The organism is Gemmatimonadota bacterium (genome assembly GCA_016713785.1).
Lineage (GTDB): Bacteria > Gemmatimonadota > Gemmatimonadetes > Gemmatimonadales > GWC2-71-9 > JADJOM01.
Genome location: JADJOM010000002.1, coordinates 351,533 through 378,043 on the forward strand (window position 1 = coordinate 351,533; position 26,511 = coordinate 378,043).

The following is a 26,511-nucleotide window of genomic DNA, read 5'->3' on the forward strand; positions in this document are numbered from 1 at the left end:
GTAGGTGTCACGCGCACGCTTCAAGGCGTGGGCGCGGCATCAAGTGCAGTCATTCATCAGAGGGGCCGGTGAGATGCCGTTGAACCCGATCGTCTACACCGATAAAGTCATTGGAGATTTCCTCCGGTACCAGTATTCGACCTATCCATTTTCGGATCTGCGGCTCCAGGCGCAGATGCGATCGCTGCTGCGGCTGGATGAGCCGACCCAATCCCCTCTCCTGAAGGGCCCGTACGTCAGCCTCTCCCGTACATTCCGCCCCGGCGCGGCGCTCCACGATCTGGTGGCCGAAGGGCTTCTTCACCCTCACATGGAGAACCTGGTTCCTCATCCGCGGCTCTTCGGGCACCAGGAGGAGGCCATTCGAGCCATCCTTGACGGGCATTCCACGCTCGTTTCGACCGGTACGGGTTCTGGCAAGACCGAGTGTTTCCTCTATCCCATCATCAGCGAATGTCTACGCCTGAGGGACGCAGGGGCGCCTCCCGGGATCATCGCTGTAATCGTCTACCCGATGAACGCGCTCGCGGAGGACCAGCTCGGTCGCCTTCGGGAACTTCTGACTGGCACAGGGATACCGTTCGGAATGTACGTGGGGAAGACGAAGGAGCGGTCGGCTGACGTCGCAGGGGTTCGTCTACGCCCCGGCGCGACACGCCAGGACTACCTCGTCGAACGCAATCGAGCCACCGAGGAGCGGGCGGGCGGCGGAGTGTACCCGGTTGAGGAACTCGTGTCTCGCGAGGAGATGCGAGCCCCGGGGAAACAGCCTCGCATCCTGCTGACGAACGTCAAGCGGCGAGCTACTGCTGACGCGCGGGAAGGATGCCGAGTTGTTCGCCGGGGCCAACCTTCGGTATCTGGTGGTCGATGAAGCACACGTGTTTTCCGGAGCAACCGGCGCCGAGACAGCGGCGCTGATCCGACGCCTGCGGGCGTTCTGTGGGAGCGACGCGGAGGAGACGGTCTGTGTGGGCACTTCCGCGACCCTGATGGATCAGGAAGGCGAAGGCACTTCGGCACGGATATTCGCTGAGCGGTTCTTCGGTGTACCGCAGGGGGATGTGACCCTTGTCAGAGAGCAGTACCAGGCCGACCTGTGGAAGGCGCAGCGCTACACGCCGAATGCCCCCGCGCGCGACGCCGGCGATTTGCTTGCCGACGCCTTGGCTGCGGTCGAAGCCGATGCGGTTGATGGCGCTGCTGTCTCTGCGGTTCTCATCGCCCTCGGCTCAAGAGCACTTCCTGCTGGACCTTGGCGAGAGGCGCTGTATCAGGCCATCGCAGAAAATGAGATCTGCTTTCGACTGTCCGAAGGGCTACGCGGACCTAAGCACCTTGCTGCGGTCGCCGACGAGACAAGCACCGCGATCGGCCGGCGAGTGGAGGAAGCCGAATGCCTGGCTTGGATGGTTCTCGGTGCGGCCTCCCGGGACGGTGGACGGCCACTACTGCGACCAGTCGTTCACGCCTTCATGCGCGGTGTCGGTGGTGCGATCGCCACCTTTGACACAGAAGGGGGCGACCCAAAGCTCTGGCTCTCGGCCGAACAGCAGTTGGAGGAGCAGGGGGAAGAGCCGAGGCTCCGACTACCGGTTTCCAGCTGTTCGACCTGTGGGCAGCACTACTTCGTCCACTTCCTGAGGGACTTTGCTCTCACCCGAGCCGGATTCGGGGGCGGAGACGCGGTCGGGGACAGACGCTTCTGGGCGGCCGCGGAGGAGGCGCAGGGCGGCCGACGGGCCGTCCTGGTTGATCGTATTGTAGGGGAACGCGATCCTGGCGACGACGATCCGGAAGATCTGCCTGGAACGCGCCCGCTCTTCGTGTGCAAAGCGTGCGGGGCGGCTCACCCAGATGAGCAGCCAATGTGCGACGGCTGTGGTCGAACGGGTTCCCTGGTTCGGCTCGCCGCTGTCGTGTCATCGGATAAGCACCCTGGATACCTGGCGGGATGCCTCTCCTGTGGTGCACGTGGGAGGCCTCGTGGTGCGGGCTATCGCGAACCGGCTCGACCGGTCCGTGCCGTGGCCGTCGCCGATGTCCATGTGTTGGCGCAGAGCATGGTCCATCACGCCGACCGCCGGCGCCTTCTGGTTTTCGCCGACAGCCGTCAGGAAGCCGCTTTTCAGGCAGGCTGGATGCGTGACCATGCGCGCAGATTCCGTCTCCGGGCGATGATGGCCGAACAGATCGGAGAGGGAGCTTCGGTTGGAGATGTGGTCGCTCGGCTGGATCAGGTCTTTGACGGTGACGACCCGCTATCCCGTGCTCTCCTGCCCGAGGTCTGGAATGTCGCCCGCCGCGAGCAGGCCGGGATCGAGCATGCCCGCCAGCGCCGGTACTACCTCAGGATCCAGGTATTGCGTGAGCTGGTCACGGGGCTGAAGCAGCGCGTCGGGCTTGAGCCGTGGGGACGTGTCCAGGTCCGGTATGTGGGGTTGACGGCTGAGGTGCCCTTCGTGCAGCGATGGGCTCCCATGCTCGGGCTGCCTGGGGAGGCACTGACCGAGGGAATCGCCGCGTTACTCGACATCGAGCGCCGGCGGTTCCATCTACTCGATCGCCAGGATCACATCTTTTCGCGGTTCTGGGCGCCAGGAAGCAAGGAAGTCCAGCAGGGCTACATCCCGGAGATTCGAGGCGTCCCCAAAGGGCTGAAGCTGTCACGGGCAGCGGGAGATGACGAACGCTGGGTCGACCAGTGGGTCAGTCGAGCTGGTGAGACCCTTGCCCGCCAGGTCGCCAAGAAGTTTGGTGTAGCTCCTGAGCAGGCGGAGGAGTTCCTGGAGGAGCTGTGGCAGGCGCTGATCGACCTCGAGCTTTTGGCACCGGCGACACTGGTCGGCACTCACGGCAACGCCTTGCCCGGGGCCAATGGGACTCGGCAGCTCGACAGCGACCGGATGCAAGTCGTCGCGCATCGCGGTCGGTGGCGCTGCCAGACATGCCAGCGAACCCAGGTCCGTTCCACCCCACACAATCGGTGCCTCGCATGGCGGTGTGATGGAACGCTTCGCATCGAGGAGGATGACCGCGACAACTACGACCTGATGGCGCTGGATCAGAACTTCACGTTACTTCGGCCCCGAGAGCATTCCGCACAGGTTCCCGCGCAGGATCGGGGCGGATCGAGCAGCTGTTCAAGAGTGACAGCGAGGCCATCAATACGCTTGTCTGCACTCCCACCCTTGAAATGGGTGTGGACATCGGGGCCTCGATACCGTGCTGCTCGGAACGTCCCCCGGTTGCGGCCAACTACTGGCAACGGACAGGGCGGGCCGGGCGCCGGATGCGCCTCGCGGTCAATCTGACCTACGCCCGGTCGGTGTCTCACGACCGGCAGTACTTCGCCCAACCGGAGCGGCTATTGGGGGGGCGAGTAGAAGCGCCCCGATTCAACCTTCGTAACGAACTCATGGTCGCGAAGCATGTGCGAGCGGCCGTGTTGACCCGCCTCCATCAGCTTGCGCGCTCGAGTGCCACTCTGTCGCAGCAGGAGCGCGAGGAGCTGGTAGCGGCGCTGGCGGTTGCGCTGCCTCCGCAAGTGAAGACCTATCTGTTTGACGATCAGGGGCGGGTTCGCACCCAGCTGTACGATCTGACCCCTTTCGACCGTATCGTCACCAGGCACCAGGCTCGATTGATGGAGTACGTGGAGGAATCGTTCACGGACGCCTGGCCACCGACCGATGCCGAAGTGGTTGGCCACAAGCACTTACAGGCGATTATGCTGGATGCTGGACCCCGGCTCGAGCGAGTGATCAAGACCCTTCGACGCCGGCTTCAGTGGGCCCAAAGTCAGATGGGCCGGCTTGACCAGGAGAGGCAAAGTCGAGGCACCCTGGAACCAGATGAGGACTCGCTCTATAAGCGGTGCGAACGACTCGTGCGGCGACTCAAGGGCACGGAAACTGGCAGGTGGACCGATACCGAGGGATTCGACGAGTCAACAACCTTCGGGGTCTTGGCCACGGAAGGCTACTTGCCCGGATACGGTCTCGATACAGGCGCGATCCGGGGAACCATGATGCTGCCACCGGGCCTAGGAGGACAGGGCGATTTCGACCTCCCGCGCCCTGCGGCGGTCGCCCTGCGCGAGTATGTCCCTGGGAATCTGATCTATGCCAACGGACAGCGGTTTGCAGTTCGCCGCTATCACTTTGGTGCGGTCGACGGTCATTCGGTGCCGCTCCTGTTTCAATACGACCGGGATCATGGCGCGGTTAGGGAGGCCGGGGTCGCTACGCGCGAGGCTGTCGTCACGCTTGGGGCTGCCGGAGTCCAGGCCGTACCCATCAGTGATGCAGACCTGCCGCAGCGCGCGCCGATTTCTGACGAGGAGGAGTATCGTTTCCAGCTGCAGGTGACGATCGAAGGCTACGAGCTCGATCGGCATGGTCCCGGGCGGATGTATGAGTGGGGGTCGGTGATGCTCAGTTATCGCCGGGGCCTCCACCTCCGTCTCGTCAATCTTGGGCCTGCGGCTCGCGTCGCCGAAGGGGAGTATGGGTACCCAGTGAGCCTGATCTCGGGGAACTGTCGGTCCCCCTTCGCGAGCCAGCGAGAGCGCGACGACTTTGCAAACATCGAAGAGCAGCGCTACGGCCGCCGCCCAGATGCGATCGGCTTCTTCGCCGACACGGCTGCGGATGCACTTGCCTTGCCAGGATGCTCGAGTCGTGAGGAAGCATTCTCTGTGATGGAAGCCTTGCGCCTCGGCATGACCAACGTGCTGGAGATGTCGCGGGAGGATCTTCAGGTCCTGGTTATTGGAAGAATGGGAGAGGATCAGGTCGATGCGATTCTCTACGACCCAATGCCGGGCGGTTCAGGGCTGCTCGATCAGGCCTTGGAGCGGTGGCCGGAGATAGTCGCCGCCGCGAGAGCTGTCGTCGACCATTGCGCTGGGGGCTGTCAGAAGTCCTGCGCGGATTGCCTCCAGTCCTTCCGCAACATGGCCTATCATCGCCACCTCAACCGCCAGGTGGCGTCCGCGTACTTTGGCGTTCATGGCCCGCACTTGCGGTCAGCCCACGAAATCCCCGCCCGACTGCCCGCCGCGCAGCCGCACGGGCAGCAGGCTCCTACGAACGCGGCCGAGGCTCTCCTACGGCGACTCCTGCAGAGCGCCAACTTTCCTGAGGGTCAGTGGCAGCATCAGATCGCACTTGGTGTGCCACTCGGCACCACTACGCCGGACGTCTTTTCCGGGTGACGACCTAGCCCCGGGCATTTGCCTCTACCTCGATGGCCTGAGCAATGCGATTCACGGCCGGCCCGAAACTGCGGGAACGCGATCGAGCGATTCGGGATACACTTCGGAGCAAGCACTATGAGGTCGAGGAGATCCCGGCCAGCCATTTGCAGGACCGGGCAGAGATGATAAGGCACTTCTACAGACTGGCCCGATACCTTAGGGGACCAGACGCGGGGCAGGCCCTGCGTGCGGATACCAGCTGGTTTGATGTCGCAGCGTTGGAACCATAGGCTGCGCAGCCGGGTGGTGCTGGGGCGCCACAAGGGGAACGCCATCCCCGGGCGCCTCCGCACGCGGTGGCTGCAAGAGACCTCAAACCACTCATATACGTACTTCGCGGCTGCATAGCAGCGCAACCCTCATTGGTTTGGCCCCCCCCCTAGGCGATTGTTTCGCATCATGCCCCCCACCCTCTCCTGGCTCGACTCCTCCTCTGCCTCCCGCCGAAAGGCGATGGAGGTCATCAAGCTGTTCGAGGAGAAGGGCACCGTCGATGAGATCGGAATCGGGTCGGTCCGGGATGCCCTGTCCGACGCCCTCTTTCCCGGCACCTCGGTGCTGCATACCCGAGCGCGATACTTCTTCATCATCCCCTGGATCTACCAGACCCTGGAAGCGAAGCGGGTGCCCGCGGCCGCCATCGCCAAGGAGGCCAGGCGGCTAGAGGTGGGCCTGATCGACACGATCCTCGCCAGCGAGGACTCGGAGCGGACGATCGGACGCGTGGCCAGGGCCGGACTCCGACAGCTCCCCTCCACCATGTACTGGAGCGCCCTCCACGCCTGGGGCCTCAAGCCCACCGATCAGTCCCAGGACCAGTACCACCGCTCCCTGGATCGGTTCTACGGGCTCAAGGACGGCCGCGGGCGCGATGATGACGGGCAGGCGCTCGACGGCGTCCGCCTGCGCAACTGGGACGCCGGGCTTCCACCGGCGCCAACCAACTTCCCCAAGTGCTCCCTGTCACTCACGCTCACGCGTCGGGAGGCCGGGTACCTCCACGAGCAGATCCTCACCCACTGCCGCGGGACTCTCCTGGCCCATCTGGTGGATCGGTGCAGCCCCGTAACCGATGTGCTACTGGTCTGGCAGCATCCCGAGAGCGGCGGCTTTCCACAGAACGTCCAGGAACGATTGACGCACGCCCGCAACTTCTCCGAGGTGATCAACGGCGCGGCGCTGCTCTACAACATCATGCTCGCCGAGCGCGGGATCGAGGACAAGCAGTCGGGACGCGAGGAGTGGGCGGAGATCCACGGTGCGAGCTACAAGCAGTGGACGGAGATGATGGCCGAACGGCGAGAGGAACATGCAGCCTGGGACCGCGAGCGGTTCTGGCACCTCGTGCTGGAGCAGAACCCCAGGATCCCGCTCCCCACCCGCACGTTCGTGGACACCTGGCTCCGACTGGCGCTGGCGGGAAACCCCGCCACCCTCCTGGGTCACCCGCAGACCCGTCGCCTCACCTCCGACCGGGAACGGGCCATCAAGGGACGGCTGGCGAGACTCCACAGCCCGGAAGCACTCAAACGGTGGGGTGGTTCCTCCGGGGCCCGGCAACTCGACTACCGGTGGGGCAACACGGTGTCGCGGGTAGTCGCCGACATCCAGCGCGGACTCAGCGCCAGTGCTTGACCCCCAGACGCGGGTGGTCCTGCTCGAGGCGCTGCAGCCCCCCGAGGGGTACGCGCTGGATGAGGGCATCGGAACGACCTACTCGCTCGACCTGGTGACGCTGCTCTCCACGCCGCTGGCCTTCACCCAGTACGAATGGGAGGATGCCAAGGGCGCGATGACCTCGAACCCCGTGCTGCTGCTGGAGGCGCTCCGCCGGCACGTGGACCGGCTCACGGTCTTCTGCCAGGTCGGGCGGATCGCCGTGCCCGTGCGGCCGAACCCGCTGTTCGGCTACCTGGAGGAGTGCGTCGTCGAGACCGCGGCGCCGGACCCGACGGATGTCTTTCATCCCAAGATCTGGTTGCTGCGCTTCCTCAATCCCGAGACGCGGGCGGTGTGGTACCGCTTCCTCTGCCTCACCCGCAACCTCACCGACGATCCCTCGTGGGACCTCTCCGCCATGCTCGAGGGCCCGCTGATGGACCGGAAGGTGGCCTACGCCTCCAACCACCCCCTCGCCGATTTCATCGCGGCGCTGCCCGACCTGGCCCATCGGGGTGCGACAGTCGGCGTGAAGGCGCGTGCCGAACGGATGGCCGCGGAGGCACGGAAGGTGGACTTCAAGAGCCACCTGCCGCAGCCGTTCGAGGACTATGCCTTTCATCCCATGGGGATCAAGGGCCTGCGGACCCAGCCATTTGCAGCAAGGAACGGACGGACGCTGGTCGTCTCCCCGTTCGTCACCGCGGACGTACTCGAGGATCTTGTCGCAGGGACGAAGGGGAGTGTCCTGGTCTCGCGGGAGGAGGAGCTGGACCGGCTTCCGGCCGCGGCGCTCAAGGGGTGGGAACGGGTGTACGTGCTGGCGAGCGACGTCGAGGGGGAGCAGGAACCGCAGGCTGACGGTGACGCCCCCATGACCGAGCGCCCCCGCGGCCTGCACGCCAAGCTCTACCTCCGTGAGGAGGGCTGGAACTGCTCCCTCCTGGTCGGCTCGGCCAACGCCACCGGCGCCGCCCTCCGCCGCAACGTCGAGTTCCTGCTCCAGCTGACCGCGAAGAAGAGCAAGGCGGGTATCGACGCGGTGCTGACGCCGGAGGATGGACAGGCGAGCCTGGTGAGCCTGCTCCAGCAGTACGAGCCACCGGAGGCCCCGGTGGACGACCGAGTAGAGCGCCTGCTCGACGACCTGGTCAACGCCGCGCGGGCAGCGATGGCCGCGGCGGGGTGGACGTACGTTGCCACGCAGGGGCCCGGGACAGCGTGGGAGCTGCGGCTCGAGAGGGTCCCTGGGGCGAACCTGGCAATCCCCGAAGGGGTAGAGGTACGGGTCTGGCCAGTGACCCTCAGGGCGGAGAGCAGCGTGCAGCGCGTGCCAAGAGACGCTCCGCAGATCCGGTTTGTGGATGTGGGCGCCGGGGAGCTTACCACCTTCCTTGGGTGTGAGGTCAGCGCCGAGCGAGAGGGGCGCAAACAGCTGACCCGGTTCGCGCTCGTGCTCCCGCTGGTGGGTGGCCCCGCGGGGCGGCGCGAGGCGATCCTGCGCCAGGTCCTCGATGATCCGCAGAAGGTGTTGCGGTTCCTCCAGTTCCTGCTTGGGGAGGGGGTGGACGACCCGATGGGGGGCGACGGGAGTCCCGTCGAAGGCACCGGCGTCATCGGCCGTGGGCAGCAGGAGGAGTTCGTGGTCCTCGAGGCGCTGCTTCGGGCCCTGGCACACGACCCCAATCGGCTGGACGAGGTGCACCGCCTGCTCCAGGACCTGGGCGATGGAGACGAAGGGCGGCGCCGGATCCCCCATGGCCTCCTCGAGGTGTGGCCAGCCATCTGGGCCGCGCGCCAGGGGATCCGGGCATGAGCACCGACATCCCGCGGCCGGATGTGCCGGAGGTTTTCAGCCACCTCAAGGACTTCCAGCGTGCCACGGCGGAGTACGCCTTCGAGCGACTCTACAACGCTCCCGATCCCACACACCGGTTCCTGGTGGCGGACGAGGTGGGCCTCGGCAAGACGCACGTGGCGCGGGGCGTCATCGCCCTGGCGGTCGACAAGCTGTGGGAGACCACGCGGCGCATCGACGTCATCTACATCTGCTCCAATGGAGCCATCGCCCGGCAGAACATCAACAAGCTCAACGTGGTGCCGGGCAACCAGGAGATGAACCTGGCCAGCCGGATCACGATGCTGCCGGTGCAGGTCAAGGACCTGGGGAGCCGCAAGCTCAACTTCGTCTCGTTCACGCCGGCCACGTCGTTCGACCTGCGATCCAGTCTCGGGATGATGGACGAGCGGGCCGTCCTGTACCGCCTGCTCGAGAAGGCGTGGGGCGTAAAGGGGGCAGCCCCGAAGAACGCCCTCCAGGGAGATGCCGGCACCGAACGGTTCCGCGGCCTGATTGACAGCCGCTATCCGGCCGGGAGTGTCGATGATGGCATCGCCAGCCAGTTCGCCGCGGCCCTGGCGGCACGGGTCGCGGCCGGGGAGGCCACCGCCGGCGTCCCGGACATTCGCACCCGGTGGGACCAGCTGTGCAGCTTCTTTGCGCGGGATGCCGAGCGTCGCGGCCGGCCGGCCGAGGCGCTGCAGCTGCAGGTGGAAGTCGTCGGCACCCTGCGTGACATCCTCGCGACCACCTGCCTGCAGGCACTCGAACCCGACCTCATCATCCTGGACGAGTTCCAGCGGTTCAAGCACCTGATGGACGATGCGTCGGAGGAGAGCCGGCTGGCCCGGGATCTCTTCAACTACGCGAACGACGAGTCACGGGCCCGGGTGCTGCTGCTGTCGGCCACCCCGTACAAGATGTTCACCGGGGCGGACGAGGCGGGTGGTGAGGACCACTACGAGGACTTCCTCGCGACCGTGCGGTTCCTGCAGAATGAGCCGGCGCGAACCGAGCGGTGCAAGACGATCCTCGCCGAGTTCCGGCGGCAGATGCTCCGGCTGCAGCCGGGAGACGGGGCGCCGCTGCGCGTGCTCAAGGACGAGCTCGAGGGGGAGTTGCGCCGGGTCATGGTCCGTACGGAGCGCCTGGCGGCCACCCCGGACCGGGACGGGATGCTGGTCCAGGTGGGGGCCGCACCCCTGTCGGTCACCTCCGCGGAGGCCGTGACCTATCGCGGGCTTGGCCAGATTGCGGACGCACTCGAGCAGGGGGATCCCATCGAGTACTGGAAGTCGGCGCCATTCCTGCTCTCGTTCATGGAGGACTACAAGCTCAAGCAGGTCTTCCGGGAACTGGAGGATGACCCCGAGGAAGCGAGGCGAGTGGCGGCGCTGGTGGCTGCGTGCCCTCAGCTCACCTTCCCGTGGGCAGACTACCTCGCGTTCAGGAAGCTCGATCCCGGCAACGCGCGCATGCGCTGGCTGCAGGACCGGTTCATCGATAACGGCGCCTGGCGGTTGCTCTGGGTACCCCCGGCGCGGCCATGGTATCAGCTCGAGGGGCCGTACGCGGACCAGCGGCTGGCCGACTTCACCAAGCTGCTCATCTTCTCCAGCTGGAACGTGGTGCCGAAGGCCATTGCCGCCCTCACGAGCTACGCCGCGGAGCGGGAGATGAGCCTCCTCGAGGACGCCGCGGCCCAGAACACCGAGGAGGCGCGCGGCAGGTTCCGGCCGCTGCTCCGGTTCGCCAAGGAGAGCGGGGCGTCGCTGATGGCGCTGATCTATCCCTCGTTCGCGCTGGCGCGGATGGGGGCGGAGACGGAGCGGGATATTGCCGGCGGCTTGCCGCAGCTTGGGGAGTTGATCGCTGTCCTGGAGGGTAGGATCCGGCGGGCGCTGGTGGCGTTTCCCGACCCGCAGGAGGGGAGGGAGGACGAGACCTGGTACTGGGCGGCACCGGCGCTGCTCGACCTCCGGGAGGACAGGACCGCGACGGATGCCTGGTTCGAGCATGCGAACCTGCGGCGGAAGAAGAGCGGTGAGGAAGAGGAAGAGGGGGAGGCGGCGGACGTCTTCGTCGACAAGCATATCCCAGAGTTGCGCGAGGTCGTCGGCGCGGAGGGCCAGCGGCTCGGGCGGCGCCCGAAAGACCTCTACACGCGGCTGGCGGAGCTTGCGCTCGCCGGTCCGGCGGTCGTCGCCCTCCGGGCCCTCACCAACCTGTATGGCCACAAGGTGGAGCGGACCGACGCCGCGATCCGGGTGCTGGCGGGGCAGGTGGCCTATGCCTTCCGGAGCTACGTCAACCTGCCCGAAGTGACCGCGCTGATCCGGGCGCTGGAGCCGGCGGGTGACTACTGGAAACAGGTGCTGGCGTACTGCGTGCGCGGCGGGCTCGGCGCGGTGGTCGAGGAGTACGTCCACGCCCTGCACGAATGGCTCGGCGTGAAGGGGCACCAGCAGGAGCAGGTAGGTGACCAGGTTGCCGAGGCGATGATCGAGGCGCTGACCATCCGGACCGCCAACCCCGGGGTGGACGAGGTGATCCCTGCCGTGGACGGCTCGGGGTTCACCATCCAGGGGCGCAGGATGCGGTCACGGTATGCCGCGCGGCTCAGCGAGGACCGGTTCGAGGGAGCGAAGGAGCGGACCCGGACGGACACGCTGCGGAAGGCGTTCAACAGTCCCTTCTGGCCCTTCGTGATGGCCACGACGTCCGTGGGCCAGGAGGGCCTCGACTTCCATCTCTACTGTCACGCGGTGGCGCACTGGAACCTTCCGGGCAACCCCGTGGACCTCGAGCAGCGTGAGGGGCGGGTGCACCGGTTCAAGTGCCACGCCGTGCGGAAGAACGTGGCGCTGGCGCATGCCGATTCCGCGCATGTGACGCTGGGACAGGACCCGTGGGCGGCCATGTTCGCGGCGGCGGCGGCCGGGCGGCCCGCCGGCATGAGTGACCTGTGGCCCTACTGGATCTTCCCGGTCGAGGGGGGAGCGCGGATCGAGCGGCATGTGCCCATGCTGCCGCTGAGCCGGGAGGTGGGGCGCTTCGCACGCCTCCGGCGGTCGGTCACGCTCTACCGGATGGTCTTCGGCCAGCCGCGGCAGGAGGACCTGCTCGAGTTCCTCATGGGGCAGATGACGGAGGCGGAGGCGATGGCGCAGGCGGAGGAGCTGAGGCTTGATCTGGGGCCGCGGGGGGTAGGGGTTGGGTCGGCCGGAGACCTGGAGCGCAACCATGGATGAGTGCCAGCAGCTGATACGGGAGTACTTCCAGCGCCGGCTGGGGGAGTGGGGGGACAACAGCCCCCTGCATCACGAGGCTTCGCAGCTCGCGGCCGGGGTATTGGATCCCGGCGAGCGTCGGGGACTCGACAGTGTGCAGTCGTTCGAGCAGGAGCCCTCGGTGCGTGGAGCCGAGCTCGACCTGCTTGTCGGCTTCGTCGACGATGGCATCGAGCGCCGGGTGGCGATGCCGCTCCTTTCCCTCGCCATGGTCCACCTCAAACGGTACTTCAGCGTCGATGAAGGGGAGTTTGTCGATGCACGGCCACGGGAGGTGGCCCGGCTCATCGGGGAGCGCCTCGATGCGATCCTTGCCGACGGCGTCATCGACCAGCCCGAAGACCTCGAGCAGGTGGAGCTGCAACAGATCTTCGACCTGAGCTACGACGACTACCTGGCGCTGGGCTGCCCGGCAATCGAGCGGGCATACCAGAACCTTGATCGCGGCATTGACCCCCGGACCAACGACGCTCCAGGCGCGCGGGCGCGGAAGATGGCGTTGCTGTTGCCGCTGTACAACCTGGCGCAGGCGCAGCGGGGCGAGCGGGGCCGTGAGCGACTCCGGCGTGTGCCTCTCACACGGACCGGCGGACCTGCCACACTAGTCAGGACGGTTAAGATGCCCCTCCCCTCATGGATCAACGAAGTTTCCTCGATTGCCACGACAGTGGGCGTATTCCTCGCCTGGTGGCAGCTGCGACTTTCGCAGCGGCAGGCAACTACGGATTTCGAGGATTCCCTCGCGGAGCAGTACCGGAACATCGTGCATGAGTTACCCGTGGGTGCACTGCTCGGAGAGGATATCGGGGAGACAGAGTACAAGGCAGCACTGGACGACTTTTACCGCTACATCGACCTGAGCAACACCCAGGTCTTCCTGCGCGCAACGCGCAGGATCTCGGACAGCACATGGACTATCTGGGCGGAGGGAATTGAGCAGCACCTGCGTCGCCCGGCCTTTGCACGGGCATGGGCAGAGATCAAGGAGCGCGCACAAGACAGCTTTCATGAGCTGCGGAGGCTGGAGGGGTCGGGATTCAGGTCTGACCCGAAATTGTGGAGCCGGCTGCAGGCTCCTGTGACAGGAACGCTCCCGAAAGCCCAGTAGACACGCCACCGCGAGGAATGAGCGGCGGATGACGGGCGGAAGAGGCTGCTATGAGTCTCGCATCGGACATCGAAGCGTTCATTGACGGCACCGGGCTCCCGGATGGTGCCAGGCCGAACCTTCGATATGCCTCCTTCGACTACTGCTTCAACTTCTTCCAGTCTTTCCACGAGGCTGGAAACGTCGCGGCACTCGCCGCACCCGAGCACCTTCAGCAGAGCTGCCTGCACCTGGGTTTCTACTTGGCGAGCTGGGGGATGTACCGCGGGTCGGCGGACCTTCTGCAGCGAAGCGCGAGGCACCTGGTACCGACAGTGGAAGCTATTGCAGGCATGAACCAGCTAGTCTGGGACATCGACGCAGACTGCTACACCGAGTCCAACATCGAAGTTCTCGGGGCGGCACGCGAAACACTGGGCAGGGCCTTGGGCTCGATGTCCGATACACTCTTCACCAAGATCATGCTCGGGGTCTTCGGATGTGTTCCCGCGTTCGACCAGTACTTCAAGCGCGGGCTGGAGCGCTGGACGTACGGGCCCGCGCGTCGCTCGCAAGAGTCGGGAGATCTACGCCAATAACAAGGCACTGATCGATCGCTACAGGATCCCTACGCTGGAGTTCCTCACGGGCGAGCCTACGCATCGCCGGTACACCAGGGCCAAGGTGCTCGACATGGCATTCTTCATCAAGGGTATGCGGAGCGGTCAGTGACCAGAGAATCACGAAGTGGGAAGGGCCCCACCACTCAGCCGGGCTACGTGAACCGCAATGGGCAGTCCGTTGTCCGAGCTACGGGGCTCCCTGGCAATGATCACTGCCAGAGTATCTACGTGCTGCGATGCGGCACCTGTAGCCTGGAGTACGGCGCGAACGGTTCGGACATCTTCCAGCGCCTGTGCCCGGAATGCCAAGGCGGTGCGAAGGGTCTTCCGTTCACCTGACTTCGCACTCGCGGGGCCCGGCGGCGAGCGGTCCACGCCAAGACCATTCCCAGGTGAACCCCCAGGTCCAGCCGGTACCCCTGCAGCGAAATGGCGAGGCGTGACGGAGTGTCACCTGCTCCTCTCCGCCGACTGGTCCACCACCCCCGCCAAGCGGCGCATGGCCATCGCCAGCCGGCGGGGGGATGGCAGCTACCTGGTCGGCGCGCCCGAGGCGGTCGGCCCGCTCGATACCCTGCTCCCCCGCATCGAACACCGCGCCGGCCCCGGCGCCGCCATCCTCATCGGCCTCGATCACCCCATCGGCGTGCCGCTGGCATGGGCCCGGCAAACCGGCGTCACGGCGTTCCGGCCCCTCCTGACCCAGCTGGGCCAGGGGAGTGGGCGCGGTTCTTCGAGGTGAGCGACCACCCCACGCTCCGCCAGCCGTTCTACCCCGTCCCAACCCGTCGAAAGGCGCCACCTCCCGGGCCCACCTGGCGCAGGCGCTCGGCGCCGCCACCATGGACGAGCTGCGGCGCCGCTGCGAACGCCGGACGCCCACCCGCAAGGCCGCGGAATGCCTGTTCTTTACCCTGGGCGGCGCGCAGGTGGGACGGGCCGCCATCAGCGGCTGGCGGGAGCTGCTGCAGCCGGCGCTCGACCGCCTGCGGCTGTGGCCCTTCGACGGCCCGCTCGCCACGCTGCTCGCCCAGCCCGGCTGCACGGTGGCCGAGATCTACCCGGCGGAGGCGTACGGCCCGCTCGGCGCGCGGCTGGGGAGCCGGTACCGGACCAGCAAGCGGAAGCGCGAGCACCGTCAGGCGGCCTGCGCCCACTGGCTCGCGGGCCGGCTGCCCGACGGGATCGCGCTGTCCGAGGCGGCCCGGGCGGAGATCGCTACCGGCTTTGCCACGGAGGACGACTTCGACGCGTTCGCGGGGCTGCTGGGGATGCTGCTGGTGGTGCTGGGCCACCGGGCGCCGGGGGAGCCGGCGGATGCGGAGGTGCGGGCGGTGGAGGGGTGGATATTGGGGCAGGACCCTTCGTCAATTCTTCGTGGATGAAGCGGGAGACCTGACGCTCTTCAACAAGCACGGGAAAATCGTGGTCGGAGCAGAGGGCTCCTCCCATTGCTTCCTGGTGGGGTTGTGCGAGATCCGGGAGCCGGCGGTGCTCGGCAAGGCCCTCGAGGTACTGCACGCGAGGGCTACGGAGTCTGGTACAGCGAAGGGAATCCACTCAGGCGGTTGGTCGGCTCTGGCGGACCCATTGCCAGTCCAGGGTGGTGCACCAGAGACTCTGGCCAGGGTGACAAAAGGAGAGCGATCGGGGCGGACACCTTGAGGTGTCCGCGGGGGCTCGCCGAGGCAAACCCGCTCCCGACCGCATGCTCAAGCTAGTGAGACGTGCGCGCGCGGAAAAGCGCAAAGAAGTGCGGATTCCTGCGGGTGGTGGAGGGGTGGGTCATCTCCCCTCGTCGAAGATGAGCCGCATGGCGGCTGGGGGGGGGGGCCGCCGGGGGCCGGGGGCCCGGGGCCGGGGGGCGGGGGGGGGGGGGGGGGGGGGGGCGGGGGGGGCATGGATTGAATGTCCGGCGCTGGACGGGTGGCTGCCACAGTCTGCTCCCGGGCGGGTGCCAGGAGAAGGCCCACGGACCGTGGCCCGTGGGCGCCGCCGGGACGTACCCGGCGGGATGAAGTCACCCCAAGGTACGAACTCGTCAAGAGCGGAAAAACGCGCGCCCGATCTGGCTGTGGAAGAGAAACGGGCGGCCATTTCGGGCCGCCCGGGCGGTACCTGAGCCTTGCGGCGCCCCCGCGTGGGGGGCTGCAGGTACCAAGGACAAGCTAGGGCCAGCCGCTGAGAGGTGTCAAGTTGAGCGCTACAGCCTGCAATGGACGCCAGCCGCAGGGGCACCTCGCCCTTCCGCTGGCCCGATCGAACCATCCTCCCACCGCCCTTCTCCCTGCGGTTTTTCGGTACGTCTCCGATAGTTCCGGTTATGGCCCCACTCGCCGCCGGGTGAGGGTTGCTGCCATGGGGCGTTGCTTTACCATGGATGCTATCAGGTGTAGGTTGAATTCCGTGCTCACCGGAGGCCGGTAATGCAGGCACTGACGCGTGAACAGGAAGAACTGCTCGGGCGGCTGGTAGAGCTGGCGGGCAGCCCCGTCGTGCTCCAACTGGCGCTACGCGAGCTGGCCCAGGAGAGCGCTGACGCAGGGCTCGAGGCCCTGGTGAAGAAGATCATCGAGGTCCGGGATCGTGAGGCCCCCGCCACCGCCAGCGCCTAGCCATCCCCCCCGCATGTCCATCGCCTGGTCAGGCATCGTACTTCTCGTACTGCTCCTGCCAGGCTTTCTCTTTTTCGTGGGCCTCTACTTCCCCGAGAAGTTCACGCGGGAGGTGGTGGAACGATCGCCACTCGGCCAGCTTGCGGGCACGGTCCTCATCGCCTTCGTGGTGCATGGACTGCTGCTGATTGCCAACGGGTGGTTCTGCGGCAGCCTCCTCCCCTGCATCAACCTGCGGGAAGTCCTCGCGGCCATCGCCCTCGACACCTCCAAGACGCCGCTTGCTGTCGCCGAGGTGGCCGCCACGCTCTCGGCCGATCGCTACTGGATCTTCCTGTACGTCATCATCGCCAGTGGCGGTGGCCTCCCTGCTCGGCTGGGGCACCGGCGGGCTCGTCGTCAGCGGAACGCTGCGTGTGCTGGTCCAGCACCGCTGGGTGTACGACCTGAAGGTCGAGGATGGAGATGTCCTCACCGTGGCCTACGTGCTGAGCCGGGTGAGTCATGGGCAGCGCCATGTGCTCTACCGGGGCTTCCTGAAGGCGTTCGGCCTGCAGAAGGACGGCAGGTTCTCCTATCTCATCCTCACGAGCGTGGTGCGCTACTACCTGAATCTCGACGACGCGAGGCCGGTGACCTCCCGCCCGGAGGACTGGATCGAAATCGGCAAGGCCATCGATGGTGACCGACACCTGCCGTCGGGAGGACGGCCCGGCCGCCGCCGCGACCGCAGCTATTTCGTGATTGATGGCGCTGATGTCGCGAACGTGATCTTCGATCGCTACGCCTTTCCCTTCAGCAACGCAGCGAACCTCGACGCGATCATCGCGGCCGCCGAGCAGGCGAAAGCCGCGACGGACCAGGCGGCCGTCGAGGACGACCTCAGTACGGATGTCGTGCGGCGCGGAGAGGGTTGAGGGAGGCTCTGGGATGGTGATGGGCATCCACTCCGGCGGGAACAGCTGATGCCCATTGTCCCCGGCTAGGCTCGCTGGTGCGAGCACACGGCATGGAGCCGGCGTTCACCGAAGAGAACAGGCTTGATCAGTATGCCTCAGGAGCACCGGGTGGGGCAAGGCCTCCCCACCACCGTCACACCCTCCCCTATCCTCTACCCATGGCGGCGCCGGCCGGCGGCCGGCGTGTACCCTCGAGACCTGGAGGCGGCGATGATCGGACGGATGGTGGGCCGGAGCCTGGTGGGGCTGCTGCTGGCGGGGATGATGGCGCTCCCCTCGCCGGCCAGCACCCCCAGGCGCGCAGCGGGATCTGGTTCAATGCGGGGATGGGCTACGGCAGCCTGGGGTGCGACGACTGCGGCTCCCGGGAAGGGTCGTGGAGCGGCGGGCTGGCGCTCGGTGGCACGCTGAGCCAGAAGGTGCTGCTCGGCGTCGGGACCAACGGCTGGACCAAGTCCGAAGGCGGGGGCCACGCTCACCGTGGGCACGGTGACGGCGCTGATCCGCTTCTACCCCTCGCGCACCGGCGGCTTCTTCCTGCTCGGCGGGCTGGGGCTGGGGACGGTCCACGTGAGCGTGGACGGCTTCGGGAGTGACAGCGAGACGGGCGCCGGCGCGCTGCTCGGGCTCGGGTACGACTTCCGGATCGGGCGGAACGTGAGCTTCACGCCGTTCTGGAACGGCTTCGCGGTGCGCACCGACAACGCCGACGCGAACGTGGGGCAGATCGGGATCGGGGTGACGGTGCATTAGGGGTAGCGGGGTTAGCGTGGCGTTTTTCTGGTACGCGTGTTCTGGCGAGGGGCAGTAGTCTTGGGGCCTCCAGCGTGAATCAGCGAGCGCGTCCATGACTCCAAGGGCCCCCGATCGGTGCATCAATTCGGCGGCGACTGGACGGCCCGGAAACTCCACGCGGTCCAGCGCTACCTGAATGCCTACACCACGGCACTCCGGCGTCAGCCCTTCACGCTCCTCTATGTCGACGCGTTTGCGGGGACCCCGTTCCACGAGACGTCGCCGCTCGCCGAGATCGTGGAGCCGCCTTTCCCGGGTTCCGGCCGCACGAACCCCCCCGCCGCCCGCGCGGGGGGGGGGGCGCGCGCGGGCCTGGAGCCGCCTTTCGACCGTTACCTGTTCTTCGAGAAGCACCGGGTCCGGTGCGCGCAATTGGAGCAGCTGAGGGCGGACTTCCCGGCACTGGCCGATCGGATCGTGATCGAACGGCGGGAGGCGAACGACGCGATCCGGACGCTCTGTGCCGGCGGCTGGGCAGGGCGCCGGGCCACCATGTTCCTCGACCCGTACGGGATGCAGGTCGAATGGGCCACGATCGAGGCCATCGCCGCCACGCGGGCCGTCGACCTGTGGGTCCTGTTCCCCCTGGGCATCGCCGTGAACCGCCTGATCACCCGGAGCGGAGAGATCCCCCGCCCTGGCGGCATCGCCTCGACCTGATGCTCGGCAGCGAGGAGTGGTACCAGGCCTTCTACGAGATCGTGCCGGAACCGACGCTGTTCGGCGATGATCGGGCCCGGGTGGTCAAAGCCTCGCAGGAGGTGATCGGGGGCTACTTCACCCGCCGGCTCCGTGGCATCTTCAGCGGCGTGGCGGACCGCCCGGCGATCCTGCAGAATTCACGGGGGATGCCACTGTACCTGCTCTGCTTCGCGGTGGGCAACCCCAGGGGGACCGAGACGGCCCTCCGTATCGCGAACCACATCCTCCGGGAAGCGACCTGATGGCCCTGGGCACCGGCATCGAATGGACGGAAGCCACCTGGAACCCGGTGACCGGCTGCACCAAGGTGAGCCCGGGGTGCACGCACTGCTACGCCGAGCGGATGGCGGAGCGGCTGCGGGCCATGGGCCAGCCGAACTATCGTGACGGCTTCGCGCTGACACTGCAGCCCCACATGCTCGACCTGCCACTCCGGTGGAAGAAGCCGCAGGTCATCTTCGTGAACTCGATGAGTGACCTGTTTCACGACCGGGTGCCGCTGGCGTACATCCAGCGCGTGTTTGGCGTCATGCGGATGGCTCACTGGCACCGGTTCCAGGTCCTGACCAAGCGTGCGGAGCGGCTGGCCGCCGTGGCCGCCCGGCTGCCATGGCCCCCACAGCTGTGGATGGGTGTGAGCGTTGAGGAGGGCCGCTACCGTCACCGCATCGACCGGTTGCGCTCCACGGCGGCGGCGGTCCGCTTCCTTTCCCCTGGAGCCGCTGCTCGGGCCACTGCCCGGGCTCGACCTCACCGGGATCGACTGGGTCATCGTCGGGGGTGAGTCAGGCCCCGGCGCCCGCCCGATGCACCCAGCCTGGGCGCTCGATATCCGTGATCAGTGCCTGGCCGCCGGGGTGCCGTTCTTCTTCAAGCAGTGGGGCGGGGTCAGGAAGAAGACGGCTGGGCGCCTGCTTGAAGGGCGGACATGGGAGGAATTGCCCGCGGGGGTGGCGCTGCAGGCGTGAGCACACGGGTTCGCCGTTGTTCCGCTCTTGTCCGCCCGCTACTCCCGCCCAGATTCCGGCATGCGCCTGCTCCTCCTCTCCGACACCCACAACCGCCACCCGAGCCTCACCGACCTCCCCGAGGCCGACGCCGTGCTCCACGCCGGCGACGTCTCCGGCCGGGGCACCCTGCCGGAGATCGGGGCCTTTCTCACGTGGTTCGGCGCGCTGCCGTACCGGCACAAGGTGTTCATCGCCGGCAACCACGACTTTGCCTTTGAGCGCCAGGCCGCGGTGGCGGAGGCGCTGGTGCCGCCCGGGGTCACCTACCTCCGGGACCAGGCGGTCTCGCTGGATGGCCTCACGGTCTGGGGCGCGCCCTGGCAGCCCTGGTTCATGGACTGGGCGTTCAACCTGGAGCGTGGGCCGGCGCTCGAGGCCGCATGGGCCCGGATCCCCGACGACGTGGATGTGCTGCTCACCCATGGGCCGCCGCACGGCATCCTCGACCAGACCAGCGCGCGGCCGCCGGAGCGGGTGGGCTGCGCCGACCTGCGCCGGCGGATCGCGCGCCTGCCGCGGCTCCGGCTCCACGCCTTCGGCCACATCCACGAGGCCTACGGCATCGAACGCCACGGCGACGTGACCTTCGTGAACGCCTCGACCTGTGACCTGCGGTACGAGCCCCGGAACGCGCCGGTGGTGGTGGAGGTGTAGGGGGGACGACACCGCCGCACCCGCGCGAGCGGGCGTACCGAGTTCTGGCGGGTGTTCACGGCTTGAGACGGTTGCTTGCCCTCGCTTGCCCGACCTGATCCGCTCCAACCCCCACCTGACAGCCGTTTGACCCCGACGTGACCGCTTCGGCCCAGCATGGACCGGAGGCAGGGCGGCCGCCCTTCACGGCCCGCCCGATGCCGCCTCCACTCCCGCTCCGAGGGACCCCATGCCGCGACGACTCGTCTGGCCCACCGCCGCCCTGCTCCTGGGCGCGCTGCTCCACGCCACCCCCGCCACCGCCCAGACCATGCGAGCCCGCGCCGATCCAGGTCACCGTGCCCCAGGACGCCACGCTCGACCTGCCGGCGATCGACCCGGGCAGCGGTCCGTTCAAGATCCAGGTGTTCGGGAACCCCGACAACAAGGACGAGGGTCCCGATCCGAACGCGGTGCTGGCCGCCTTCCAGGAGGCCGCCCGCTTTGCGCGCGACAGCGCCGGCGTGCTCGCCGGCGAACTCGGTCTCTACGTCCAGGCGCGGGTGGAGCTCGAGGCGGCGGCGGAGGCTGGGGTGCAGCGCGCCAGGGTGGCGAAGGTGGCCGCGGTGGCGCTCAACCAGAAGGCGCGCGACGCGCTGCTGGAACAGGTGAAGGACGCGACCATCGTGCCCCAGATCGAGGCGGAGGCGGCGGCCATTCAGCGTTCGCTCGCGGGGATCGCCGGCCGGCCGGTGGTGGCGCTCTACGCCGACGGCACGGTGCGCGACGCGGTGGGCGGCTCCGGCGGCAAGGACAACACCACCGGCACCGGGTCGGTGGGGCTCGCGGTGTCGTTCCCGTCGGGCTGGCAGCTCAACACCTCGGTGGCCGTGGCCTCCACGGTCGACTCGGTGAAGGACGGCTTCGGGGCCAGCGTGCTGCTGCCCGGCTCCGGCAAGGGCAAGCTCTCGACCTTCATCTTCGAGGTGTTCGCCCCGCCGATGCCGAAGCTCTGGCACGTCGGCGTGCACGGCTACCTGAGCGGCGGCAACTCGACCTGGGTGACCGATACCGCCCACGCCCGCAACGCCGCGGTGATGGGGGTCGGGCTCGGCGTCTACCGCGACTTCCTGTGCACCTGCCGGCTGCTCGACACCGACGTGGCCATCACCATGACGGCGGGGGTGGCGCTGCGGACGCTGCAGGGGAACGTGGCCCAGTCGCCCACGGTGCTGCAGGCCGCGCTGCATGGCAGCAAGGACCGCTCGTTCGCGGGGGCGGAGTTCGGCCTGGCGCTCACCATCGGGAGCGTGCGCGCGGGGGTGCAGTACTACCAGATGGGGAAGGCGGATGACGACATCAGCGTCGCGTCGCTCACCGGCGGGCAGCTGGTGGTGGGGATCAGCGTGGCGGGAGCGATCGTGTCGGGGCCGCTGAGCCCGAAGTAGGGGGCGTCGGGGGTGGTCCGGTCTGGGGCGGTGACAGGATTGCCCCACCGCCCCACCTGCATTGCGCCGCTCCGGGTCGCGGAGGATTGCCTGCTCGGCGCCGCCGAGCGTATCGTAGACTGGGCACCATCCCGAACCTGGTGAGGTGCCCATGCCCGTGACCGCGCGCCTGTCGAAGCGCTTCTACGATACCTTCGGCGACGAGATCGCGAACGATCTCGTGGAGTGGTTCAACCAGGTGGATGCCACCTACCGGCAGGAGCTGCGGGAACAGAACGACGTCAACTGGGGCCGCGTCGAGGCGCGCATCAGCGCCTCCGAGGCCCGGGTGCTGGCACAGGTGCGGCAGGAGTTCGGCGGGCTGCAGCAGGAGTTCGGCACCCTCCGCCAGCAGGTCGATCACCTGGACGCCAGGTTCTCCCAGGAGGTCACCCGGCTGCGGGCCGACTCCCAGCACGACCTCACGCTGCTGCGCACCGCACTGCAGCAGGAGATGACCGGCCTCCGCTCCGACCTGGACGTGGGGATGCAACGGCTCCGGGCCGACCTCTTCAAGTGGCTGTTCCTGTTCTGGACCGGCACGGCACTCACGGTGATCGGCTGGAGCCTCCGCCCGCGGTGAGTGTGCGAGCACGCGAGTACACTCGCGGCTCGGCGGCAGGCGCTGAAGCGCCTGGGCTCTTTCGGCCCGGGGCTGGCAGGGACCCCGTGGTCCCTCGCTTCAGCGATGGAGGCCGAGCCGCGGCTTTAGCCGCGGGCTCGTGGGGCGCGTCGCCCGTAGCCGCGGGATCGTGGCGGCGGGGGCGGCGGCTTCATTCGCTGGCGGGGGGCCAGGCCTCTTCTCGCCAGCGGCTCTCCAGCATCGGCGGCGGCGGCTCCCACCCCGCGATGGCGAGCTCTGCGTGATGGCGCGACTGTCCCGCGACATAATGAGCCACGGCGGGAAGGGCTCGTGCGCTCACGGACTCGATGTTGTACCCCCTGGCCCAGCGCAGGTAGCCGGCGTGCCCCTCAAGCAGGGCCAGCCGAGCGCTGCCGCCCTTCATCCGCTGGATCATGCGGGGGATGTCGGTCTGGGGGTGCAGCCGCAGCAGCACATGGAGGTGGGTCGCGACGATTCCGACCGCCAGCATCCTGGCCCGGTCCCTCGCGGCCATCGCCGGGAGATAGCGCGCCAGGAACTCCGCGACCCCTGCCGTGAGGATTGGCGCCCGGTCGAGCGTGGTCCAGACGACGTGGGCGAAGAGCCGGTGGCGCATCCGGAAGCATGGGGCTGGGGCATCCCGGTGCAGCATCAGAATGCCGCGTGGAGGACCGGACCGACGCGTGATCAGTGGGCGGCTGGCGCGGCGCGCTCGCGAGTACTCTCGCGGGTCCAGCGCTACGAGCGCGCGAGTAAACTCGCGGCTCGGCGGCAGGCGCTAAAGCGCCTGGGGTCTTTCGGCCCGGGGCTGGCAGGGGCCCCGTGGTGCCTCGCTTCAGCGATGGAGGCCGAGCCGCGGCTTTAGCCGCGGGCTCGGGCCGCGAGCTCGCGAGTACTCTCGCGGGTCCAGCGCTACGAGCTCGCGAGTAAACTCGCGGCTCGGCGGCAGGCGCTAAAGCGCCTGGGGTCTGTCGGCCCGGGGTGGGCAGGGGCCCCGTGGTGCCTCGCTTTAGCGATGGAGGCCGAGCCGCGGCTTTAGCCGCGGGCTCGGGCCGCGAGCTCGCGAGTAAACTCGCGGCTCGGCGGCAGGCGCTAAAGCGCCTGGGGTCTGTCGGCCCGGGGTGGGCAGGGCCCCGTGGTGCCTCGCTTCAGCGATGGATGCCGAGCCGCGGCTTTAGCCGCGGGCTCGGGCCGCGAGCTCGCGAGTAAACTCGCGGCTCGGCGGCAGGCGCTAAAGCGCCTGGGGTCTTTCGGCCCGGGGCGGGCAGGGGCCCCGATGACGCGCGCCGTCGCGGCGCTGCAACGCAACGTGGTCGGGGTGGAGTTGGGGGGCGTGGAGCGGGAGTAGGGCGGGAAACCGGGGCGTTGGTTGATTCCGGGTTGAGGGCGCTGGCACACGTTGGCGCGTGCATGATCCGCGGCGACGGCCGGCGTCGGGAGCCAGGGCGGTGCCGAGGTCATGCGAGCATCGGGAGGGATGCCCCCTCCCGACCCCCACTCGCACCCGACCGGAGGCCCCCCACCATGTCGCCCCGCACCAGCGTTCCGCTGCTTCTCCTGCTCGGCATCCTTGGCTGTTCCACTCCGCAGGGCGAATCGGCCTCCGGCCGCGTCGCACCCCTGGGGCAGCAACGCGAGGCTGTCGGGCGCGCGCTGGCCCTGGCGCTCGCCGATTCCGGCCTGCGCGGGCTGGTGCACGACGCGATGCGCGCCTCCCCCCTGGTAGATCACCGGCTGCCCTTCGAGACATGGCTGGCCACCCCGGAGGGCGCACCGGTGGCGGGCGCGATGGCGCGGCAGTCGGGCCTGGGCGTGGACTCGATCATGCGGCTGGTCCACGGGCTGGCGCCGCTTGACCTCTACTTCCCCAGCCGGCGCGACCGCGCGACCTGGACCGCGGGCGCGATACCGCTTCTGATCGTGGAGCCTGGCACGATCCCCACGTCCATCCGCGGATTCGATGTGCACGGAACGCCCTTCGTCCGCCCCCGAGGACCCGAACCCTTTCCCGGGCCGGCGCTCATGCTCCAGGCGTCGGAGGGGAGGGACCGGCGCACGGGACCCCGCCTCGCCGGCGGCGCCATGATCCAGAACCCGCGGGAAGAAGGGGTCGGCGGGACGCTCACTATCCAGCGTCCGGGGCAGCCAGCCTGGCGGGCGCAGCTCGCCGATCTCGGTCCCGCCGGGGCCTTCATGCAGCTCTGCCCGCCGGGTCTCGAGGATGACTGCGCCGGCGGCGGAGGGGGCGGGAGCATCGTGGGCGGTGAAGGGGTGACCTCGCTCAACGGCCTGAGCGTGAACGGGGTGGATGACAACGGCATCCCGCTCGAGTCGAATGAGTTCGAGTTCCGGGCCACGGCCTACATCGGCCTCCAGGTCATCGGGCAGGCGACCCTGCGCCTGACCGGCGTGGACCCGGACTATCACGCCACCAACCTGCGGCTTCCGCTCCTCTCCCATGCGCCGGACAACTATGCTTACCTGGAGGTCGACGTGGTCGAGACGGATGGGTGGCCCAACGCCGACGACCACTTCGACTACATCCAGTACCAACCGAACCGGGTGTTCGCCAGGATCCCGCTGCACCAATACGACCAGGGGCGGTGGTGGCCGCTCAAGGAACAGCCACGCATCGGCGTGTTCGACCCCGAAAAGGTTCTCCCCCAATTCACCTGGGTGAATCAGTGAGCCGTCAGCCCTCAGCGGGCCGCCCCGCCCCGCCCCCCTGCATCGCCACCCTGCTGGCGCTGCTCTCCACCCTGTCCGCGCCGGTGGTGGCCCAGGTGACAGCCCCCCCCGCCCCATGGTCCGCGCATGTCACCGCCGGCTACGGGCGCTCCCTCCGCGGCGAAGCGCTCGGCGGCGGGCTCTCCCTCGGCGCCGGGATCTTCCGGGGTCGCGGCGCCACGCGGCTCGGACTCGAGGTCTCCTTCGCCCAGCTCGGCCACGAGGCCCGCACCACGCATGGCTTCGATCCGCTCCCGGTCTTCACCCCGACGATCATCTCCACCACCGCCCGGGAACGAATGCTCGGCATCGGGCTCGCGGTCGAGGCCGGCCCGCGCGCCGGCAGGATCCGCCCGGCACTCCTGCTGAGCGCCGGCCGCTACGGGCTCTGGCAGGAGAGCCGGCGAACCGTCCGGGACAGCGCCACCAGTCAGGTCCTGGACCGTTCGGCCGACCGCGGCTGGGCATGGGGATGGGGCGTCTCGGTCGGCGTGGCGCTGACGCTACCCCCGGCAGGCCCCTTCGGCTCACCCCGCGTCGAGGCACGACTCCACGGCCTCGCCGCCAAACGGGCCGACGCCTGGACGACGCTGCCGGTGGTGAGTCTCGGCGTCGGCGTGGGGTGGTAGGGCGGGGAAGGGGAAAGGGGGAAGCGGGAAGCGGGAAGCGGGAAGCGGGAAGCGGGAAGCGGGAAGCGGGAAGAGGGAAGAGGGAAGAGGGAAAAGGGAAGCGGGAAGAGGGAAGGCGAGGGGAGTCCGGCGCCGCGAGCCGCGAGAGCGGGTCCAGGCAGCCGGGTCCCCCGTGGGGCAGGCCCGCCTTAGATGGGCCGAGCCGGGCTTTAGCGCGGCCTGCGAGTATGGGGGGGGGGGCGCCGCGAGCTCGCGAGTAAACTCGCGGCTCGGCGGCAGGCGCTAAAGCGCCTGGGGTCTTTCGGCCCGGGGCGGGCAGGGGCTCGTCATGCCTCGCTTCAGCGATGGAGGCCGAGCCGCGGCTTTAGCCGCGGGCTCGGGCCGCGAGCTCGCGAGTAAACTCGCGGCTCGGCGGCAGGCGCTGAAGCGCCTGGGGTCTGTCGGCCCGGGGTGGGCAGGGGCTCGTCATGCCTCGCTTCAGCGATGGAGGCCGAGCCGCGGCTTTAGCCGCGGGCTGCGAGCTCGCGAGTACTCTCGCGGGGCCGGCGTCGCGAGCTCGCGAGTAAACTCGCGGCTCGGCGGCAGGCGCTA

Annotated in this window: 22 protein-coding genes and 1 pseudogene; 21 read left to right on the forward strand and 2 right to left on the reverse strand. The window is 68.2% G+C overall.

Annotated elements, in window-relative coordinates:
• The first annotated feature begins 4 nt into the window (after nt 1-4).
• From IPJ95_06000 to IPJ95_06050, 11 genes are all read left to right on the forward strand, one after another.
• Entirely contained in the window at nt 5-874 is an 870-nt protein-coding gene (locus IPJ95_06000) for a DEAD/DEAH box helicase (GenBank protein MBK7923174.1), read from the forward strand.
• Nucleotides 834-3,314 carry a hypothetical protein gene (locus IPJ95_06005; GenBank protein ID MBK7923175.1) on the forward strand — a complete coding sequence of 827 codons (2,481 nt, stop codon included), beginning with the start codon at nt 834-836 and terminating at the stop codon, nt 3,312-3,314. The genes IPJ95_06000 and IPJ95_06005 overlap by 41 nt, the downstream gene beginning before the upstream one ends.
• Nucleotides 3,293-5,218, forward strand: coding sequence for a DUF1998 domain-containing protein (locus tag IPJ95_06010; protein ID MBK7923176.1), 1,926 nt, complete (start codon nt 3,293-3,295; stop codon nt 5,216-5,218). The genes IPJ95_06005 and IPJ95_06010 overlap by 22 nt, the downstream gene beginning before the upstream one ends.
• Nucleotides 5,219-5,659: 441 nt before the next feature.
• Nucleotides 5,660-6,895, forward strand: coding sequence for a hypothetical protein (locus IPJ95_06015; protein ID MBK7923177.1), 1,236 nt, complete (start codon nt 5,660-5,662; stop codon nt 6,893-6,895).
• Nucleotides 6,888-8,735, forward strand: a complete 1,848-nt coding sequence (locus IPJ95_06020) for a phospholipase D family protein (protein MBK7923178.1) — start codon at nt 6,888-6,890, stop codon at nt 8,733-8,735. The genes IPJ95_06015 and IPJ95_06020 overlap by 8 nt, the downstream gene beginning before the upstream one ends.
• Entirely contained in the window at nt 8,732-12,010 is a 3,279-nt protein-coding gene (locus tag IPJ95_06025) for a hypothetical protein (protein ID MBK7923179.1), read from the forward strand. The genes IPJ95_06020 and IPJ95_06025 overlap by 4 nt, the downstream gene beginning before the upstream one ends.
• Complete coding sequence (locus tag IPJ95_06030) at nt 12,003-13,157, forward strand: hypothetical protein (GenBank protein ID MBK7923180.1); 1,155 nt, start codon at nt 12,003-12,005, stop codon at nt 13,155-13,157. Before IPJ95_06025 ends, IPJ95_06030 begins: the two co-directional genes overlap by 8 nt.
• A gap of 50 nt (nt 13,158-13,207) precedes the next feature.
• A complete protein-coding gene (locus IPJ95_06035; protein ID MBK7923181.1) occupies nt 13,208-13,735 on the forward strand; it encodes a hypothetical protein in 528 nt (175 codons plus the stop codon).
• A gap of 463 nt (nt 13,736-14,198) precedes the next feature.
• Nucleotides 14,199-14,501, forward strand: a complete 303-nt coding sequence (locus IPJ95_06040) for a hypothetical protein (protein MBK7923182.1) — start codon at nt 14,199-14,201, stop codon at nt 14,499-14,501.
• Nucleotides 14,502-14,601: 100 nt separating this feature from the next.
• Nucleotides 14,602-15,144 (forward strand): hypothetical protein, encoded by a 543-nt coding sequence (locus tag IPJ95_06045; protein ID MBK7923183.1) that lies wholly within the window; start codon nt 14,602-14,604, stop codon nt 15,142-15,144.
• A 1,041-nt stretch (nt 15,145-16,185) separates the two neighbouring features.
• Nucleotides 16,186-16,374: a hypothetical protein gene (locus IPJ95_06050; protein ID MBK7923184.1), complete on the forward strand. Its 189-nt coding sequence runs from the start codon at nt 16,186-16,188 to the stop codon at nt 16,372-16,374.
• 28 nt (nt 16,375-16,402) lie between these two features.
• On the opposite strand, the gene IPJ95_06055 is transcribed toward IPJ95_06050, so the two are convergent.
• Nucleotides 16,403-16,759: a hypothetical protein gene (locus IPJ95_06055; protein ID MBK7923185.1), complete on the reverse strand. Its 357-nt coding sequence runs from the start codon at nt 16,757-16,759 to the stop codon at nt 16,403-16,405.
• Here IPJ95_06055 and IPJ95_06060 point away from each other — a divergent pair.
• The 8 genes and pseudogenes from IPJ95_06060 (at nt 16,734) to IPJ95_06095 (ending at nt 22,543) form a co-directional block, all read left to right on the forward strand.
• Nucleotides 16,734-17,291: a hypothetical protein gene (locus tag IPJ95_06060; protein ID MBK7923186.1), complete on the forward strand. Its 558-nt coding sequence runs from the start codon at nt 16,734-16,736 to the stop codon at nt 17,289-17,291. The genes IPJ95_06055 and IPJ95_06060 overlap by 26 nt on opposite strands.
• Nucleotides 17,292-17,822: 531 nt before the next feature.
• On the forward strand, nt 17,823-18,086 hold the full coding sequence (locus IPJ95_06065; GenBank protein MBK7923187.1) for a hypothetical protein: 264 nt from the start codon (nt 17,823-17,825) through the stop codon (nt 18,084-18,086).
• Nucleotides 18,087-18,203: 117 nt separating this feature from the next.
• The gene (gene tcmP, locus IPJ95_06070; GenBank protein ID MBK7923188.1) at nt 18,204-18,788 is read left to right on the forward strand and encodes a three-Cys-motif partner protein TcmP; all 585 of its coding nucleotides are present in this window, start codon (nt 18,204-18,206) and stop codon (nt 18,786-18,788) included.
• Nucleotides 18,788-19,072: a hypothetical protein gene (locus IPJ95_06075; protein ID MBK7923189.1), complete on the forward strand. Its 285-nt coding sequence runs from the start codon at nt 18,788-18,790 to the stop codon at nt 19,070-19,072. The genes tcmP and IPJ95_06075 overlap by 1 nt, the downstream gene beginning before the upstream one ends.
• A pseudogene (locus tag IPJ95_06080) lies at nt 19,072-19,798 on the forward strand (phage Gp37/Gp68 family protein). The gene IPJ95_06075 and the pseudogene IPJ95_06080 overlap by 1 nt, the downstream one beginning before the upstream one ends.
• Nucleotides 19,799-19,858: 60 nt before the next feature.
• Complete coding sequence (locus IPJ95_06085) at nt 19,859-20,494, forward strand: metallophosphatase domain-containing protein (protein MBK7923190.1); 636 nt, start codon at nt 19,859-19,861, stop codon at nt 20,492-20,494.
• A gap of 338 nt (nt 20,495-20,832) precedes the next feature.
• Nucleotides 20,833-21,921, forward strand: a complete 1,089-nt coding sequence (locus tag IPJ95_06090) for a hypothetical protein (protein ID MBK7923191.1) — start codon at nt 20,833-20,835, stop codon at nt 21,919-21,921.
• 151 nt (nt 21,922-22,072) lie between these two features.
• Entirely contained in the window at nt 22,073-22,543 is a 471-nt protein-coding gene (locus IPJ95_06095) for a hypothetical protein (protein ID MBK7923192.1), read from the forward strand.
• 190 nt (nt 22,544-22,733) lie between these two features.
• Here IPJ95_06095 and IPJ95_06100 read toward each other — a convergent pair whose 3' ends face one another.
• Nucleotides 22,734-23,180, reverse strand: coding sequence for a transposase (locus IPJ95_06100; GenBank protein MBK7923193.1), 447 nt, complete (start codon nt 23,178-23,180; stop codon nt 22,734-22,736).
• A gap of 908 nt (nt 23,181-24,088) precedes the next feature.
• Between IPJ95_06100 and IPJ95_06105 the strand changes: the two genes are divergently transcribed.
• A complete protein-coding gene (locus tag IPJ95_06105) occupies nt 24,089-25,252 on the forward strand; it encodes a hypothetical protein (protein MBK7923194.1) in 1,164 nt (387 codons plus the stop codon).
• Complete coding sequence (locus tag IPJ95_06110) at nt 25,249-25,920, forward strand: hypothetical protein (protein MBK7923195.1); 672 nt, start codon at nt 25,249-25,251, stop codon at nt 25,918-25,920. The genes IPJ95_06105 and IPJ95_06110 overlap by 4 nt, the downstream gene beginning before the upstream one ends.
• Nucleotides 25,921-26,511: the final 591 nt, after the last annotated feature.